The organism is Actinoalloteichus sp. AHMU CJ021 (genome assembly GCF_002895405.1).
GTDB classification, from domain to species: Bacteria; Actinomycetota; Actinomycetes; order Mycobacteriales; family Pseudonocardiaceae; genus Actinoalloteichus_B; species Actinoalloteichus_B caeruleus.
Genome location: NZ_CP025990.1, coordinates 1,472,900 through 1,488,583, shown reverse-complemented (window position 1 = coordinate 1,488,583; position 15,684 = coordinate 1,472,900). Strand labels below are relative to the sequence as shown.

The following is a 15,684-nucleotide window of genomic DNA, read 5'->3' as shown; positions in this document are numbered from 1 at the left end:
CCCACCGCCCCGGCCCGGGCGCCCGGTCGGGCGCCGCGTCGGAGCGACGGGAGGCTCGTCGTGGAGCGCGGCTCGTCGTGGAGCGCGGTTCCCGGCCCGGTGCCGGTGCGGGGCGTCGGCGAGGCACCAGGTCACCCCGGCGTTCGTGTCAGCGGTTCGCGCGGGGGCCGGGCTGGCCGGGTGGAGGACGTCGATCAGCCGTCCGTGGTCCCGTCGCGCGGCTGGTGCGGCCGTCCGCGCCTCGGGGTCGGGTCACCAGAGCCCCCGCGCCTGGGCCAGCCGTCCCACCTTCAACGCGACCTGGAGCACGAGCGAGTCGCGGGGGTCCGCCGGGTTGTAGCCGGTGACCTCGCTGATCCGGCGGAGCCGGTAGCGGACCGTGTTGGGGTGGACGAACAGCGCGCGTGCGCAGCTCTCCAGCACGCCACCGACCTCCAGGTACGCCTCCACGGTGTCGAGGAGCCCGCCGCTGCTGTCCACGAGCGGCAGCATCACCTGTTCGACCAGCTGCCGTTCGGCCTCCGGATCGCCGGCGAGGGCCCGTTCCGGCAGCAGCTCGATCGACCGGACGGGGCGGGGAGCTGAGGGCCAGGCCACCACGGCGCGCAGCCCGGACAGCGCGTCGTCGGCCGACCGGTGCGCCTCGGCGAGGCTGTCGGTCGTCGGGCCGGCCACCACCGGACCCTCACCGAAGGCCTCACTGATCCGGGGCAGCACCGCGTCGGCGTCGGCCTCGTCGATCGTCCCACCCAGGACCACGACGAGGCGGGAGCCCTGCACGCCCAGCAGGGCCGGCCGCCCCAACCGGGCCGCCCGGCTCCGCACCTCGTACAGGACCTCCTGCGGATCGGTGGACGGCGGGTTGCCGACGAGCACGGTCGCCGCGACCGGCTGGTCCCAGCCCAGCGCGGACGCCCGGGAGAGCAGCGACTCCTCGGCGTCGCCCCGGACGATGCCGTCCACGATCAACGCCTCCAGCCGGGCGTCCCAGGCGCCCCTGGCCTCGGCGGCGGCCGCGTAGGAGGTCGCGGCGGAGAACGCGATCTCGCGGCCGAAGCGGAGGATCGCGTCGGTGAGGACGGCCTTCTCCTCGGCGTTGCCGGCGAACTCCGGCAACCGCTTCTCGAAGGTGTCGATCGCGGTGCGCACCAGCTCCACCGTCTGCCGCAGGCTCATCCAGCGGGACAGGTCGCGGGGAGCCGCGCGGAACGCCTCGGTGCTCAGTCGGAGGGCCGCGTCGGGGCTGCGGAGCCACTCGAGGAAACCGGACACCCCGATCTGGGTGATCAGGAGCACGCTGGCGCGTTGGTCGGCGGGCAGCCGTCGGAACCACGGGAGCTTCCGCTCCATGGCGGTGACGCTGGCGGTGGCCAGTTCCCCGGAGGCGTACTCCAGGCTCCGCATCGTCTTCCCGGACATTCCGGACGCGGAGTGCCCGGGGTCGTCGGCCGTGCGCATAACGGCCAGAATCCCACGTCGCCGGTGACCGCTGCGGCAGGGGCATCGCGGACCCGGTCCTCCCCGAGGTGGGGCCGGGGTGACGATGACGCGATGGACCTTCGACTCGGTGCCGACACCGACGGCGTCGTGCTGCGTGGCTGGCGGATCGACGACCTCCCGGCGTCGCGGGGGTGGCGGTCCGCCGACGCCGGGGGACGCCGAGCGGTGGGTCGACCGGCGCGCCGGGTGGCCGAGCGGACCCGGCGGCGAGACCGACGCCCCGGAGCGGTCTCGTGGTGGCCGGTGGCGGCACCGACCAGCTCCTCGGCCAGGTCAGCTGGTACCGGGAGCGCGAGTTGACGGACTGGCGTCGGCTCGGTCCGCTGCTCTTCGACGAGACGAGCTGGGTCCGGGGGTGCGGTACGACCGCCCTGCGGCTGTGGACCGACTACCTCTTCGCCGCGACCGACGCGCTCCGCCTCGACTACGCCACCTACTCGGGCAACCCCGGCACGATCCGGGTGGGCCAGCGGTTGGGGCTACCGGGAGGAGCGCCGCCCGTGGCGGGCCCGGCGGTGGGCGGGCTGGGTGCACGACGCGGTGATCACGGGTGTGCTCCGGGAGGAGTGGACCGAGCGGTGGGGCGGTGCCGGGGCCGCTGGCTGAGCGGGCGGCGGGAGGACGGTTCACCCAGGGGGAGTGCCCTGTCGCGTCGTCGCCGACCCACCTCCCGCCCCTGGTGGCGCGCTGACCGGGTGGTGGTGGACTTCTCCCGTCGTGCCCGATGGTCCCGCTCCCGATCCTGGTGTTCCGCGGCGCGCCCGGCGGCTGGCCCGGCCTGGTCCACTCGTCCCCGTCCTGGTGGCAGGGACGGAGGATGGCCGCCGTCCTCGCGTCCCCGTCGCGGCGCGCACGTCGACCCGTGGCCGCGGTCACGGGGGACCGTGGAATATCGGAGGCGCGGCACGGGTTCGAGATGCCGAGCAGAGTGCGCTCCGGGGCTCGGTGGAATTCCGAACCGGCGGTGAGAGTCCGCGACCCGGCGTCGCCGTGCGACCAGCACGGGATGCCGGTTGATCCGGTGGGATTCCGGAACCGACGGTGACAGTCCGGATGGGAGGCAGCGCACGCGGGCGGGTGTCGTCGTGCCATCGGCGTGCCCGAGTCGCGTCGTGCCGACCGCCGGGGACGGCCGTAGGAGGACGCGTGAACGTTCTGGTGGAGCACCAGCTGACGCTGTTCGGGCAGCAGGTCTCGTGGGCGGAGCTGATCGGGCAGCTGTGCGCGCTGGCGGTGGTGTACCTGGCGCAGCGGCGGACGTTGTGGACCTGGCCGGTCCAGGTGGCGGCCACGGTGCTGCTCTTCAGCGTCTACCTGTCGGCGCAGCTCGGTGGCCTGGCCGTCCGCCAGGTGGTGATCCTGCTGATCTCGGTCTACGGCTGGTGGGCGTGGACCAGGCGCCGGGACCCGGTCTACGGGGTGACGGTCCGCTCGGCCACCGGTGTGGAACGGGTCGTGCTGGCCCTCGCCATGGTCGGCGGCACGGCGGCCGTCGCGTTGCTGCTCGACGCGCTCGACGCCTCGTGGGCGCCCTGGCCCGACGCCTGGATCTTCGTCGGCACCGTGGTCGCCTTCGCCGCGCAGGGCCGAGGGCTCACCGAGTTCTGGCTGGTCTGGTTGGCGGTCGACGCGGTCGGTGTCCCGCTCCAGTTCGCGTCGGGGCTCTGGTTCAGCGCACTGGTCTACGTGGTCTTCGCGGTGTTGGTCGTGCGCGGTTGGCTGAGCTGGCGGCGCAGCGCGTCCGCGATCGAGCGGAGCGCGGCCTCCCCGGCGGCGTCCGGCTGAGCGTCCCGCCGCCGCGGGTGATGCGCGCGGACCCCACCCTGGCGGACCGGGCTGGGGTCCGGAGTGACGTCCTCCGAGGGTGCGCGGGCGCGTGTGCTCGGCGGTGCCGCCCGCCCGCCGGCGGCACCCCACCGACCCAACCCGAGATGTGATGCCGGTCTCACCTGAGTGGTGGGTGGCGGGTCGGGCACAGCGTGTGGTGCGCGTCAAGTCTTGACCCGAACCCCGTGGTTTGGTGGCTTTGCTCCGTGATCGTCCCAGCGCGCGGTCACGGAGAGGAGAGCACATCGTGCGGATCCCGACACGGAGAACCCAGGTCCGTTCCCTCAGCGCCACCGTGGCGGTGGCGGCCACCCTCGCCCTGGCCGGAGTCAGTCCGGCCGCGGCCCAGGACACCGGCGGCGACACCGGTGTGGACGGCACGCCCCGCACCGGCTTCGAGCTGTCCGGTGGTGAGCGGTGGACCACCCTCGACGAGGAGACCGCCTTCCTCGACACCGTCGTCGCCACCAGCGACCGCGCCGAGCTGGACGTCCTGGCCACGACCGAGCAGGGCCGGCCGATCCGCCTCGTCCGCATCGGGGACCCGGTGCCGGAGGCGGGCCGGGGCGGCACCCAGGGGCGGGTGTCCGTCCTCCTGCTCTGCCTCCAGCACGGCAACGAGCCCTCCGGACGGGAGGCCTGCCTGACGACGGTCCGAGACCTCGCGCTCAGCGACGACCCGGCCGTCGAACGGCTGCTGAGCACCGCCTCCGTCCTGGTGATGCCCACCGCGAACCCCGACGGACGTGCCGCCAACACCCGGGGGAACGGCGACGGCGTCGACATCAACCGCGACCACCTGGCCCTGGAGACGGGGGAGGCGCGCACCATCGCGGCCGTCCTGCGGGACCACCAGCCCGACATCGTCTACGACCTCCACGAGTACGGCCCCACCCCGCCCTACTACGACCGGGACTTCCTCTCCCTCTGGCCCCGCAACCTCAACGCCCACCCGGACGTGCGGGCGCTCGCCGAGGAGCTGTCCGAGGACTACGTCCGCCCCCGGGTGGAGACCGACGGCTTCTCCAGCGGCGTCTACGGCCTGTGGACCGACCCGGAGACCGGCGAGCCGATCCGGCAGGTCGCCGGCGACGGCCAGGAGCGGATCCTCCGCAACGCGGCGGGGGTGAAGAACGCCGTCGGGCTGCTCGTGGAGACCCGGACCAGGGCGTTGACCGAGGAGGAGCTGGCCGACCCCGCCCTGAACAACCGCCGGCGCGTCGACTCCCAGCTGTCCGGGATCGACGGCGCGTTCGAGTTCGTCCTCGAACGGGGTGCCCGAGCGGCCGCGACGGTGGGCATGGCGCGTAACCTGGGCATCGCCAACCGAGGCCCGGTCTACTTCGGTGGTGCGGACAACGAGGAACCCGCGCCGGAGGAGATCGAGCGCGACCGCATCTGTGGGTACCGGCTCACCTCGGAACAGCTCGCTGAACACGGTGAGGTGCTCCAACTCCACGGCCTCCGGGTCCGGCAGGACTCGGACGGCGCGGTGGTTCCGCTCGCACAGCAACTCCGGAATCTCGTTCCGCTGCTGCTCGACGAGCGTGCCGACTTCTCTCTCACCGTGGGAGAACCCCTGAGCCGCTGCTGACGGCACCACCTCGGCGGACGACGACGCCTGCCGGTCGGGAGCACTGACGAGCTCCCGACCGGTGCGCCACGCCTCGCGGCCCGGTTGGCGGGACGACGGCCAGTACGGCAGGAGACTGGCCCTGGGGCACACGGGAGGCGAGATCGTGACCGACGAGCAGCTGCGTGACTTTCTCGACCGACAGGACCTGGTCGGACTCCAGCGCTGGTTGCGGGAGCAACCCCCGCACGAGATCGCGGCCGAACTGTCCAGGCTGGACACCGCCGAGATGGCGGTCCCGTTCCGGCTGCTGGACAAGGAACGTGCCCTCGACGTCTTCGAGGAACTCGATCCGGTCCACCAGCAGGAGGTGCTGACCGGGCTCCGGGACAGCGCTGCCCGCGAGCTGGTGGAGGGGATGGACCCCGACGACCGCGCCCGCCTGATCGACGAGGTGCCGGCGAAGGTCGCGAAGAAGGTGCTCGCCGGGCTGAGCTTCCGCGAGCGGCAGATGACGGCGGCCCTGCTCGGCTACCCGGAGAACTCCGTCGGCCGGGTGATGACGCCCGAGGTCGTCGCGCTGCACCGCACCCTCGACGTCTCCGAGGCGCTGCGCGTAGTCCGGACCAAGGGCCGCTCGGCGGAGACCGTCTACACGCTGCCCGTGGTGGACGACGGCCGTTACCTCATCGGCGTCATCTCACTGCGGAGCCTGGTCACCGGGCACCCCGAGCAACGGATCGACGACCTCACCGACGTGGAGGTGCCCACCGCCGCGGCCACCGATGAGGCCGAGGCCGCCGCCCGGCTGATGCAGGAGGCGAACCTGCTGGCCCTGCCGGTGGTGGACAGCGAGAACCGGCTGCTGGGGCTGCTCACCTTCGACGACGCGTTGGAGGTCATCGAGGCGGCCGACACCGAGGACGTCGAACGGCAGGCCGGTGCCAGCCCGCTGGGCCAGCCCTACCTGTCGGCCAGCGTCGTCAAGCTCGCCCGGTCCCGGGTCGTGTGGCTGCTGTTGCTCATCGTCGCGGCGACCCTCACCGTCAACGTCCTCCAGTACTTCGAGGACAACCTCGCCGAGGTCACCGCGCTGGCCCTGTTCATCCCGCTCATCACCGGCAGCGGCGGCAACGCCGGCTCCCAGTCGGCGACCTCGATCGTCCGGGCGATCGCCGTCGGCGACGTGCGGCTGGGCGACCTGCCCAAGGTGGTGTGGCGGGAGGGCCGGGTGGGCCTGCTCCTCGGTGTCGCGCTCGCCCTCATCGGTCTGCTGATCGGCGGGTTGCTCGTGGGCTTCGACCTCGCCGCGGTCGTCGCGGTGTCCCTGGTGGTGGTGTGCACCTGGGCGGCGATCGTGGGCGGGAGCATGCCCCTGCTCGCGAAGAAGCTCGGGGTGGACCCGGCGGTGGTCAGCGCCCCGATGGTCACCACCCTGGTCGACGCCACCGGGCTGATCATCTACTTCATGACCGCGCGCGTGGTGCTCGGGCTCTGATCGTCCTCACGGGAGAGTGAGGACGACGGGCCCGTCGTCGGTCACCGCGACGGTGTGTTCGACGTGGGCGGCGCGGGAACCGTCGGCGGTGCGCAGCGCCCACCCGTCCGCGTCCGTGGTGTGGTCGTGGGAACCACCGGCGGTGAACATCGGTTCGATCGCCAGCACCAGACCGGGCCGCAGCAGGGGACCGTGCCCGCGCGTCCCGTCGTTCGGCAGGTGCGGGGCCTCGTGCAACGCGCGACCGACGCCGTGCCCGCCGAAGTCCCGCAGGATGCCGTACCCGGCCTTCCGACCGATCGCCCCGATCGCGGCCGAGATGTCGCCGAGCCGCCCGTCCACCCGGGCCGCCAGGATCCCGGCCTCCATCGCACGGGTGGTGTTGTCGATGAGTTCGAGGTCCTCGGGGCGGGCCTCGCCGACGACGAGGCTGATCGCCGAGTCACCGTGCCAGCCGTCGAGCACCGCCCCGCAGTCGACGCTGAGCAGGTCGCCCTCGGCGAGCCGGGAGCGGTCCGGGATGCCGTGCACGATGACGTCGTTCACCGAGGTGCAGATGGAGCCGGGGAACGGGGTGGGGGCGAAGTGCGGGCGGTAGCCGAGGAAGGACGGCTGGGCGCCGGCGTCCCTGATCATGGTGTGCGCGATCGCGTCGAGTTCCAGCAGGTGCACCCCCGGCTGGACGTGCTGGCGGACGGCGGCGAGCGCCCTGGCCACCACCCGGCCGGCCTCCCGCATGGCCTCCAGTTCGCCGGGTGTCTTCAGCTCGACCACGTTCTCCCCGTTCCTCGTCGCCAGGCGAACAGTAGTACCGGTACCGCCGAGGCGCGGAGGGCGTCCGCCGTTCGGACGGGGTGGTCGAGCGCGCGGGTGGCTGGGCCGCGTGCCGATCGGGGCGGGGCGGGTCGCGGAGCGGGCGCCACCGCCGGTGGGGCATGGGGCGGTCCGGGGTCGGTCGCATCGTCGTGATCGCCTTCCGCGTCGGGTCGGCGGCCGGCGACCCGGCCCGGTCTGCCTCGGACGTCGGCCGGGGGCGGTGCCCCGCTGGCCGGCTCCCGGCGGCGATCACGGGACCAGGGGGTGGAGGCCGGGCCGCCGCCCGGAGGGCGCTCCCGCCCCACCGCTGGGCGTCCGGGCCGGGAATCGGGTGCGGCGGCCCTCCGGAGCCCGGGGTGGACGGGACTCGTGGGAGTCGGGGAGGTGCTCCGAGCGGCCTCGCGCCGGACCAGCTGGTGCGCGGCACCCGGCCAACCGGGGTGGGGGCCGGACAGCGCTGACTGCGTTCCCGCTACCGGCCCGCCGAGCCCCGGGCGGTCGAGGGTCGGGTGGTCGAAGGGGTCGTTGAGGGGGGTGGTCGTTGAGGACTCGGGCGAGGTCGACACGGCGTGGGGCCGCCGCCGAAGCGCGGCGGCCCCGAGGACGGCTCGATCAGCGCAGTGCGTGGCCCGCCTTCACGGCGGCCAGGAACTGGCCGTACTGGGTGGCGGTGAGGGTCAGGATGCCGCCGGAGGGGTTCTTGGAGTCCCGGATGGCCGCTCCGCGTGGATCGGTCGCGATCTCCACGCACGCGCTCTTGTTGGTGCTCCGGGAGGATTTCCGCCAGTGGTGGCCGTCGGTCGTCCGGGATGTCTGCTCGGCGGTGGCGGACAGGGGGCGGGTGGTGGCGGCGGAGAGGACGGCCATGGCGGGCTCCTGATCGGTTTCCTGCTGACAACGCCGTCAGCAGGGGGCAGGGATTTTAACACCCTCTGTGTTACCAGAGTGTTACCGCCAGTTACCAGTATCTATAGAGTGAGATCGTCGTCCGACGGCCCGCGTCATCCCTGGGGACGCGGGTCGGGTGGAGCGGCTGTCGTTCGACTCCTCGACCACCGACCCCGTGGCCACGCCCAGCGGAGCGGCGACGAGGTGACCCGTTCCGCCGGCACGGGACGTGGTCGCAGTGCCGGCGGAGCCGGGAACCCGGTCAGGGCCGCTACTCCCACCACCCCGCCGCCGGCACGGAGGTCGACGACGAGTCGGTGCCGGGCGCGGGTGCCCCGGCGGGCGGCCCTGGCCCGTGATCGGGGTCAGTCTTTCCCGGTGTCCGGGCCGGAGGTCGGCTCGTCACCGTCGAGCCAGCGGTTCAGGTTCGCCACGTGGGCCAACTCCGCCTCCACCCGGCGACGTTCCTCCTCGCCGAGCGGGATCGTCCGCAGCGTCGCCATCGCGTCCTCCGCCTCCTCGCGCGACTCCAACGCGACCAGTGCTTCCACCAGGGTGGCCAGGGCGAGCGCCCGCTCCACCGGCGGGGCCTGGTCGCCGTGCCGGCGAAGCCAGGACCGCAGGGCCCGCACGGCGGCCTGGTCGTCGTTCTTGAACTCGCGGAAGTTCCGCACGTTGTCCAACACCCTGGCCAGCCCGGTCAGCTTCTTCGAGCCGCCGTACTCCAGTTCCTCCGGCTCGTCGCGCTGGATGAAGATGAGCGAGTTCCCGGTGGGGTCGACCAGGGTGAACCGGGTCGCGCCCGGCCGGTAGCGGGTGATCCTCGGCCGCCCCTTCGCGAGCACCTTCCCGTAGGCCTGGCGCATGGCCTGGGTGATGGCCGCGTGGTACGGGGCCACCGAGTCGACCATGACCAGGCAACCGCCGGCGTCCTCCCGGGCGGGGTCGGTGCCGGGCGGCGCGGAACCGAAGTGCACCACCACGCCGCCCCAGTTCATCGCCAGGTAGACGTAGGGCTTGGTCTGCCGGAAGGTGACGGTGAAGCCGATCGCCTCGTAGAAGTCCGCCGTCTCGTCCACGGAGACGCAGGGCAGTGTCGGCACCATCGTCTCGGTGGGTCGTGTCGTCGTCTCGGTCACTCTCGTCCGCCTTCCGCTCGTGGCCCAGGGGCGAGCCGGCGGCCAGTCTGGCCTGCCAGGGTGCCGTCGCGCACATAGAGAGTCCATTGAGGACGGACGAGCGGGGAGGATGCGGCGCCGGAGGCGTCGCGTTGCCGCTCGTTCGCGGCGGGAGCCGAGGAGGCGCGGGGGCGGCAGAGCGGGGAGGCGGGCCCGGCCGTGGCCACCACGTCCGCGCACGCGGGCGGCCGCCGTTCGCCTGCCGGGTGCTCGCCTTTCCCCGTCAGCGTCGGAGGGCGGCGAGGAAGCTCCGGAACTGGGTGTGGGTGAGCAGGAGGGCGGGGCCGCCGGGGTTCTTGGAGTCTCGGATGGCGGCCCAGTCGGTGCCGGTGGCGATCTCCACGCACGCGCCGTTGTTGGCGCTGTGGCTGGACTTCCGCCAGCGGGCGGTGAGGAGGTGGGGAGGGTTCATGTGGGCTGCCGCCCTTCCTGGTGTGGATGGGGACGCGGCTGCGGGATGTCGTCGGCGACGAAGGCTCGCCCCTACCGGTGCCTCCCCGGCTTCGGGCGATCGCGAGTGGGCGGCGTCGCCGGGTGGGCAGGACGGGACGGCTCCCGGTGCTGGGGAGGCAGGAGGAAAGCTCATGACCCGCGCCGCTGTCGGCGGGGCGGGCAGTGTGGGCCGCTTTCCTGCTGTTGTCGACGCCGAGCTTCGGTCAGCTGTTCTTGAGGGAGCGGAGGAAGTTCCGGTACTGGGTGGGGCCGAGAAGGAGTGCGCCGCCGTCCGGGTTCTTGGAGTCGCGGATGGCGGCCCAGCCGGTGCCGGTGGCGATCTCGACGCAGTTCCCGTTGTTGGTGCTGTGGCTGGACTTCCGCCAGCGTGCGGTGGGGAGCTGGGGAGTGGTCATGGGGCTGCCGTCCTTCCTGCGGGGAATGGCGACGCGCTGCGGTGTGTCGTTGGCGAGGAACGCTCGCCCCTGCTGCTGCTTTCGCGGCTGCGAGGGATCGCGAGCGGGCGGCTCCCGACGCGAGGGCGGTTCGGCCGGCGACGCTGGGGGAGTAGCACGAGACTCAGTCTCCAGCGCCCCCGCGCGGGTTGGGGTCAGGAGCGGTGCGGGCGGGCTTTCCCGCCGCTGCTGAAGCCAGGCCTTGGTCAGATGTTCTGGAGGGAGCGGACGAAGTCCTGGTAGCGGGCATGGTCGAGGAGGAGCATGCCACCCTCCGGGTTCTTGGAGTCGCGGATGGCGGCCCAGTCGGTGCCGGTGGCGATCTCGACGCAGACTCCGTTGTTGGCGCTGTGGCTGGACTTCCGCCAGCGTGCGGTGGGGAGCTGGAGGGGATGCATGTCGGCTGCCGTCCTTCCTGCTGCGAGACCGGCCTCGTCAGCGGGATGCCGCTAACGCGACCGTGGCTTCGCCGTTCGGGGCGCGGTGCGGGCAGGGCACATCCCAGTGTGCGGCAGCAGGACCGCCGCCGGGAAGCCCGTATCGTGCGTTCTCGGTCGCGCTCCTGCCCCTGATACGCGGGCAACAGCTTCCCGGCGGATGTCGTAGGTGGACTCGGTCAGCCCCGCTTGACGGAGTGGATGAAGCTCCGGTACTGGGCGGGGCGGAGGATGAGTGCGCCACCCTCCGGGTTCTTGGAGTCCCGGATGGCCGCCCAGCCAACCCCACCAGCAACTTCGACGCATGTTCCGTTATTGGTGCTGCGGGAGGACTTGCGCCAGAAAGCATCAGCAAGGTTGGTGCTATTCATGGTGGCCTCCTGGCTCACTTGCCTCGATCATGTCCTGGAGGAGAGTGATGGACTCGTCCGGGGAGAGCGCGACGGACCGTGCGCTCTCCGCAGCCATCTTATAGGACGTGACCTGGTCGAAATCCTGCACGTAGACGGCGCCGTCGAGCAGCTCCGCGTAGGCGATCGATCGGGCCAGGGTGAAGTCGAAGGTGTAGTACGGCCCCAGGAGGGCCGCGTGTGGTCCGCGCTCGGGTGTCACGAACTGGAGCGTCACGTTGGGGAGTCGAGCGAGTTCGAGCAGGTGTTTGTACTGGTCCTGCCTCGTCTGCTCGGTGCCAACGGCAAGGCGGAGGGCGGCCTCGCCAACAACCGCTTGCAGTTTCAGCGGAGCCGGCCCGGTGAGCCGCTGAGCCCTGGCGAGTCGGAACCCGGAGAAGCGTTCGTTGTGGTCGGCCCGGACGAAGCCGGTCGCGCGCGTGAGTTCCTGCGCGTACTCCTCAGTCTGCAGCAGTCCGGGGATGACCGTCGGCTCGTAGACGAACTCGGACTCGGCAAGTCCTTCCAGGCCAATGAAGGTCCGAAGCCAGTCGGGCATGACATGGGACCAAGGGGCCCACCAGGCGCGGCTGTCCGAGCTGCCCGCGAGCGAGCACAAGCGGTCGATGTCCCGTTGCGGCACCCCGTAGAAGGCGAGGACCGTGGCCACGTCGTCCGGGTACTGCTGGTGGTTGCCGCTCTCCATGTGCGCGAGCTTCGACTTCGTGAACGGAAGCTGAGCGGCCACCTTCGACAGCGAGAGTCCCGTCTGCCGCCGGTAGTTGGCGAGTTCCACGCCGATCAACCAACGCAGTGCCGACGGGTCGGTGCGGTCAGCCATGGGTCGGATCTCCCCTTCGCGCATCACCAGATCTTCGCGCAGCCGACGTGGCTGGCGCACTCAGCCTGGCGTGCGGGATGCGGATCACACCACCGCTCGTTTGGGTGATCGTTCCACGAAACGTTTCGCGATAGGTTCGCCATGCTTGATCGGAGTAGCACATCCACGACTGGAAGGGTTCCTGTCATGTCGGATCTGCCACCTCACCGCTCGTTGGCCTGGCTGGGTCGTCGCTGGTTCGGCGGGGATGTCCCCACGGCTCGGCAACTCGCGGCCTGTGCGCCTCGGGTGTTCGCGTTGTGCGACGCGGACCGCTCCACGGTCGACCCCGACCCGTCCTCGGTCCGGTACTGGGGGATGTCGCTGGGCGACTCCTCGCTGCTGGCCTTCCCCAACGGAAATCTCTTCGCCTCCAGTGGGACACCGGAGGAAGCCCGCCGGCTCGCCGCGATCGTGCGGCCCACCCGGCTCGTCTGGCCGCACTCCTGACACGGCGGCACGGGCGGGGCGGGTGCGAGCCAGGCTCCGCCCGTGCGCGGCCGGCCGTTCGGGTGGTGCGGTCCGTCGCGGTCGCGGCACGATGCCCTGGCCCGAGGGCCACGCGGTCGCCGACGACCGTTCCCTGGAGTTGGGCGGGCGGGTCGCGCCGGTGCCCCTGGGTCTCCGGCCGGCGGCTGCTTCCCGGCTACGGGGCCTGGCCCTGGAGCTGGGGCCGGAGGTCCTGGTCCGCGCTGCGGTCCACTTCGGTCGGTCGCCGGGAGTGGCCGGCACCGGACACGGTTCTCCCGGCTACTGGGACGAACGCGCCGGTCCGCCCGCGGGGCGGCGCGTCCGGGCCCGAACATGGCGAAACCCCCTCGGACTCCGTGCGCCCGAGGGGGCTTCTGCTGCACAGTGTAGCGCACTGATCACACAGCGCGATCAGTGGGTGTGATCAGGCGGACCCCGGGTCCGAGGTCTGCGGACCGGCGGCCTGCACGTCGTCGATCTGGAACCGGCGCGCGGCCTCCGCCGCCACCGAGTAGTCCAGGTCGCCGCGCCTGGCCAGCGCCAACAGCGTTCCCACCACGATCGACTCGGCGTCGACGTTGAAGAAGCGACGCGCGGCCGGCCTGGTGTCGGAGAAGCCGAACCCGTCGGTGCCCAGGGTCAGCATGTCCGTCGGCACCCAGGGGCGGATCAGGTCCGGCACGGCACGCATCCAGTCGGACACCGCCACGACCGGGCCACCCGAGGCCCCCTGGAGGGCCTTGGTCACGTACGGCACGTGCCGGCTGGAACCCGGGTCGCGCAGGGCGGCCTTCTCGGTCTCCACGGCCTCGCGGCGCAGCTCCGACCACGAGGTGGCCGACCACACCGCGGCCCGCACGCCGTACTCCTCGGCGAGGATCTCCTGGGCGCGCAGCGCCCAGGGCATCGCCACACCGGAGACGAGGATCTGCGCGGGCAGGCCCTCCCCGGCCGGGGCGTCCGCGTAGCGGTACAGACCCCGGAGCAGGCCGTCGATGTCCAGGTTCTCCGGCTCGGCCGGCTGCTGGTACGGCTCGTTGTAGACGGTGAGGTAGTAGAAGATGGCCTCCCCGTTCGGGTAGTCCTCGCTCTCCCCGTACATCCGCTGCAACGCGTTCTTGACGATGTGCGCCAGCTCGAAGGACCAGGCCGCGTCGTAGGCGACCACGGCCGGGTTGGTCGCGGCCAGCAGCAGCGAGTGTCCGTCGTTGTGCTGGAGGCCCTCACCGGTCAGCGTGGTGCGGCCGGCGGTGGCGCCGAGCACGAAGCCCTTGGCCATCTGGTCGGCCGCCGCCCACAGCCCGTCGCCGGTCCGCTGGAACCCGAACATCGAGTAGAAGATGTAGATCGGGATCATGTTCTCGCCGTGCGTCGCGTACGACGTGCCGGCGGCGGTGAACGACGCGGTGGACCCGGCCTCGTTGATGCCCTCGTGCAGGATCTGGCCCTGCTCGCTCTCGCGGTAGGCGAGCATCAGCTTGGCGTCCACGGACGTGTACATCTGGCCCTGCGGGTTGTAGATCCGCTGGGTCGGGAACATCGAGTCCATCCCGAAGGTCCTGGCCTCGTCCGGGATGATCGGCACCAGGCGCGGGCCGATCTCGCTGTCCTTGGCCAGGTCGCGCAGCAGCCGGACGAACGCCATCGTCGTGGCGACCTCCTGCTTGCCCGAACCCCGCTTGAGCACGTCGTAGACCTTGTCGCCCGGCAGCACCAGCGGCTTGGCCTTGACCTGGCGCTCCGGCAGGAACCCGCCCAGCTCCTGGCGGCGCTTGAGCAGGTACTGGATCTCCGCCGAGTCCTTGCCCGGGTGGTAGTACGGCGGGCGGTACGGGTCGGCCTCGAGCTGCTCGTCGCTGATCGGGATCCGCAGGCTGTCCCTGAACTGCTTGAGGTCGTCCAGAGTCATCTTCTTCATCTGGTGCGTGGCGTTGCGACCGGCGAAGGACGGGCCGAGGCCGTAGCCCTTGATGGTCTTGGCCAGGATCACCGTCGGCTGGCCGTGGTGGTTGGCCGCCGCCTGGTAGGCCGCGAAGACCTTCCGGTAGTCGTGCCCACCGCGCTTGAGGTTCCAGATCTGCTGGTCGGAGAAGTCGTTGACCAGCTCCTTCGTCCTCGGGTCCCGGCCGAAGAAGTGCTCCCGGACGTACGCGCCGTCGTTGGCCTTGTACGTCTGGTAGTCACCGTCGGGGGTGGTGTTCATGAGGTTGACCAGCGCGCCGTCCTTGTCGGCGTGCAGCAGGCCGTCCCACTCGCGACCCCAGATGACCTTGATGACGTTCCAGCCGGCGCCCCGGAAGAACGACTCCAGTTCCTGGATGATCTTGCCGTTGCCCCGGACCGGCCCGTCCAACCGCTGCAGGTTGCAGTTGATGACGAAGTTCAGGTTGTCCAGGCCCTCGTTCGCGGCGACGTGGATCAGGCCCCGCGACTCCGGCTCGTCCATCTCGCCGTCGCCGAGGAACGCCCAGACCTGCTGCTCCGAGGTGTCCTTGATGCCCCGGGCCTGCAGGTAGCGGTTGAACCGCGCCTGGTAGATGGCGTTCATGGGACCTAGGCCCATCGAGACCGTGGGGAACTCCCAGAAGTCCGGCATCAGCCGGGGGTGCGGGTACGAGGGCAGTCCGCCGCCGGGGCCGGCGTGCGAGAACTCCTGCCGGAAGCCGTCGAGCTGGTCCTCGGACAGGCGGCCCTCCAGGAACGCCCTGGCGTAGATGCCGGGCGAGGCGTGGCCCTGGATGAAGATGTGGTCGCCGCCTCCGGGGTGGTTCTTCCCTCGGAAGAACCAGTTGAAGCCGACCTCGTACAGCGTCGCCGATGAGGCGTACGTCGAAATGTGTCCTCCGACACCCACCCCTGGTCGCTGGGCGCGGTGCACGGTCATGGCGGCGTTCCAGCGCAGCCAGGCCCGGTAGCGGCGTTCGGTCTCCTCGTCACCCGGGAACCACGGCTCGACCTCGGTCGGGATCGTGTTCACGTAGTCGGTGCTCGTCAGCGGCGGCACCCCGACGCCGCTCTCCCGAGCCCGCTCGAGTAGCCGCAACATCACATACCTGGCACGCTGCTTACCAGCGGCGGAGAGCACCGAGTCGAAGCTTTCGAGCCACTCGGTGGTCTCCTCCGGGTCGATGTCCGGAAGGTGTGCGGCAAGGCCGTCACGGATGACACGTACCCGCTGGGGGGCGTCCGCGGCACCTTTGCCGTTGCTCTGCGGGGCCAAGGGATCTCCTCGCCAACGTCGACAGTCCTGGTCATTGGGATTCACCCAACTGTCCCATCCTCCACCATCTTCCTCGTTACCCGCGCGTGGCGTCACTACTACCGGTGGGTAGTTGTGGTG

At 71.6% G+C, this 15,684-nt stretch carries 16 protein-coding genes and 1 riboswitch; of the genes, 6 read left to right on the top strand and 10 right to left on the bottom strand.

Going from position 1 to position 15,684, the window contains the following annotated elements:
* Window positions 1–252: 252 nt before the first annotated feature.
* The gene (locus C1701_RS06025) at window positions 253–1,458 is read right to left on the bottom strand and encodes a PucR family transcriptional regulator (RefSeq protein ID WP_051313240.1); all 1,206 of its coding nucleotides are present in this window, start codon (window positions 1,456–1,458) and stop codon (window positions 253–255) included.
* Window positions 1,459–1,551: 93 nt separating this feature from the next.
* Here C1701_RS06025 and C1701_RS06020 point away from each other — a divergent pair, with 93 nt between their 5' ends.
* The 5 genes from C1701_RS06020 to mgtE all read left to right on the top strand — a co-directional run bounded on the left by C1701_RS06020 (window position 1,552) and on the right by mgtE (window position 6,398).
* Window positions 1,552–1,800 (top strand): hypothetical protein, encoded by a 249-nt coding sequence (locus tag C1701_RS06020; protein ID WP_030107264.1) that lies wholly within the window; start codon window positions 1,552–1,554, stop codon window positions 1,798–1,800.
* Window positions 1,734–2,468, top strand: coding sequence for a GNAT family N-acetyltransferase (locus C1701_RS28100; protein WP_443098145.1), 735 nt, complete (start codon window positions 1,734–1,736; stop codon window positions 2,466–2,468). The genes C1701_RS06020 and C1701_RS28100 overlap by 67 nt, the downstream gene beginning before the upstream one ends.
* A riboswitch (FMN riboswitch) is annotated at window positions 2,428–2,570 on the top strand. Its footprint overlaps the gene before it by 41 nt.
* Before the next feature lie 76 nt (window positions 2,571–2,646).
* Window positions 2,647–3,285 carry a nicotinamide mononucleotide transporter family protein gene (locus C1701_RS06015; protein ID WP_103055658.1) on the top strand — a complete coding sequence of 213 codons (639 nt, stop codon included), beginning with the start codon at window positions 2,647–2,649 and terminating at the stop codon, window positions 3,283–3,285.
* Between the two features lie 289 nt (window positions 3,286–3,574).
* On the top strand, window positions 3,575–4,921 hold the full coding sequence (locus tag C1701_RS06010) for a M14 family metallopeptidase (RefSeq protein ID WP_026417073.1): 1,347 nt from the start codon (window positions 3,575–3,577) through the stop codon (window positions 4,919–4,921).
* Window positions 4,922–5,066: 145 nt separating this feature from the next.
* Window positions 5,067–6,398, top strand: a complete 1,332-nt coding sequence (gene mgtE, locus C1701_RS06005) for a magnesium transporter (RefSeq protein WP_026417072.1) — start codon at window positions 5,067–5,069, stop codon at window positions 6,396–6,398.
* 6 nt (window positions 6,399–6,404) lie between these two features.
* Here the strand turns inward: mgtE and map are convergent, their stop codons facing one another.
* From map to C1701_RS05965, 8 genes are all read right to left on the bottom strand, one after another.
* Window positions 6,405–7,172: a type I methionyl aminopeptidase gene (map, locus tag C1701_RS06000; RefSeq protein ID WP_026417071.1), complete on the bottom strand. Its 768-nt coding sequence runs from the start codon at window positions 7,170–7,172 to the stop codon at window positions 6,405–6,407.
* Window positions 7,173–7,826: 654 nt separating this feature from the next.
* Window positions 7,827–8,081 carry a DUF397 domain-containing protein gene (locus tag C1701_RS05995; protein WP_081715172.1) on the bottom strand — a complete coding sequence of 85 codons (255 nt, stop codon included), beginning with the start codon at window positions 8,079–8,081 and terminating at the stop codon, window positions 7,827–7,829.
* Window positions 8,082–8,467: 386 nt separating this feature from the next.
* A complete protein-coding gene (locus C1701_RS05990) occupies window positions 8,468–9,241 on the bottom strand; it encodes a glyoxalase (RefSeq protein ID WP_035291244.1) in 774 nt (257 codons plus the stop codon).
* A 262-nt stretch (window positions 9,242–9,503) separates the two neighbouring features.
* The gene (locus C1701_RS05985; protein WP_026417069.1) at window positions 9,504–9,692 is read right to left on the bottom strand and encodes a DUF397 domain-containing protein; all 189 of its coding nucleotides are present in this window, start codon (window positions 9,690–9,692) and stop codon (window positions 9,504–9,506) included.
* Between the two features lie 244 nt (window positions 9,693–9,936).
* On the bottom strand, window positions 9,937–10,128 hold the full coding sequence (locus C1701_RS05980; protein ID WP_103055657.1) for a DUF397 domain-containing protein: 192 nt from the start codon (window positions 10,126–10,128) through the stop codon (window positions 9,937–9,939).
* A 245-nt stretch (window positions 10,129–10,373) separates the two neighbouring features.
* Window positions 10,374–10,565 (bottom strand): DUF397 domain-containing protein, encoded by a 192-nt coding sequence (locus C1701_RS05975; protein ID WP_103055656.1) that lies wholly within the window; start codon window positions 10,563–10,565, stop codon window positions 10,374–10,376.
* A gap of 218 nt (window positions 10,566–10,783) precedes the next feature.
* Entirely contained in the window at window positions 10,784–10,975 is a 192-nt protein-coding gene (locus tag C1701_RS05970) for a DUF397 domain-containing protein (protein ID WP_026417066.1), read from the bottom strand.
* Window positions 10,968–11,834 (bottom strand): helix-turn-helix domain-containing protein, encoded by an 867-nt coding sequence (locus C1701_RS05965; RefSeq protein ID WP_026417065.1) that lies wholly within the window; start codon window positions 11,832–11,834, stop codon window positions 10,968–10,970. Before C1701_RS05965 ends, C1701_RS05970 begins: the two co-directional genes overlap by 8 nt.
* A gap of 186 nt (window positions 11,835–12,020) precedes the next feature.
* On the opposite strand from C1701_RS05965, the gene C1701_RS05960 reads away from it, so the two are divergent.
* Window positions 12,021–12,323, top strand: coding sequence for a hypothetical protein (locus tag C1701_RS05960; protein ID WP_155886001.1), 303 nt, complete (start codon window positions 12,021–12,023; stop codon window positions 12,321–12,323).
* Window positions 12,324–12,768: 445 nt separating this feature from the next.
* On the opposite strand, the gene aceE is transcribed toward C1701_RS05960, so the two are convergent.
* A complete protein-coding gene (gene aceE / locus C1701_RS05950; protein ID WP_026417064.1) occupies window positions 12,769–15,564 on the bottom strand; it encodes a pyruvate dehydrogenase (acetyl-transferring), homodimeric type in 2,796 nt (931 codons plus the stop codon).
* Window positions 15,565–15,684 lie beyond the last annotated feature (120 nt).

Bases quoted from the DNA above. Each gene is read 5' to 3' on its own strand.
- C1701_RS06025 (WP_051313240.1), bottom strand. From the start codon at position 1,458: ATGCGCACGGCCGACGACCCCGGGCACTCCGCGTCCGGAATGTCCGGG.
- C1701_RS06020 (WP_030107264.1), top strand. From the start codon at position 1,552: ATGGACCTTCGACTCGGTGCCGACACCGACGGCGTCGTGCTGCGTGGC.
- C1701_RS05995 (WP_081715172.1), bottom strand. From the start codon at position 8,081: ATGGCCGTCCTCTCCGCCGCCACCACCCGCCCCCTGTCCGCCACCGCC.
- C1701_RS05985 (WP_026417069.1), bottom strand. From the start codon at position 9,692: ATGAACCCTCCCCACCTCCTCACCGCCCGCTGGCGGAAGTCCAGCCAC.
- C1701_RS05980 (WP_103055657.1), bottom strand. From the start codon at position 10,128: ATGACCACTCCCCAGCTCCCCACCGCACGCTGGCGGAAGTCCAGCCAC.
- C1701_RS05975 (WP_103055656.1), bottom strand. From the start codon at position 10,565: ATGCATCCCCTCCAGCTCCCCACCGCACGCTGGCGGAAGTCCAGCCAC.
- C1701_RS05970 (WP_026417066.1), bottom strand. From the start codon at position 10,975: ATGAATAGCACCAACCTTGCTGATGCTTTCTGGCGCAAGTCCTCCCGC.
- C1701_RS05965 (WP_026417065.1), bottom strand. From the start codon at position 11,834: ATGGCTGACCGCACCGACCCGTCGGCACTGCGTTGGTTGATCGGCGTG.
- C1701_RS05960 (WP_155886001.1), top strand. From the start codon at position 12,021: ATGTCGGATCTGCCACCTCACCGCTCGTTGGCCTGGCTGGGTCGTCGC.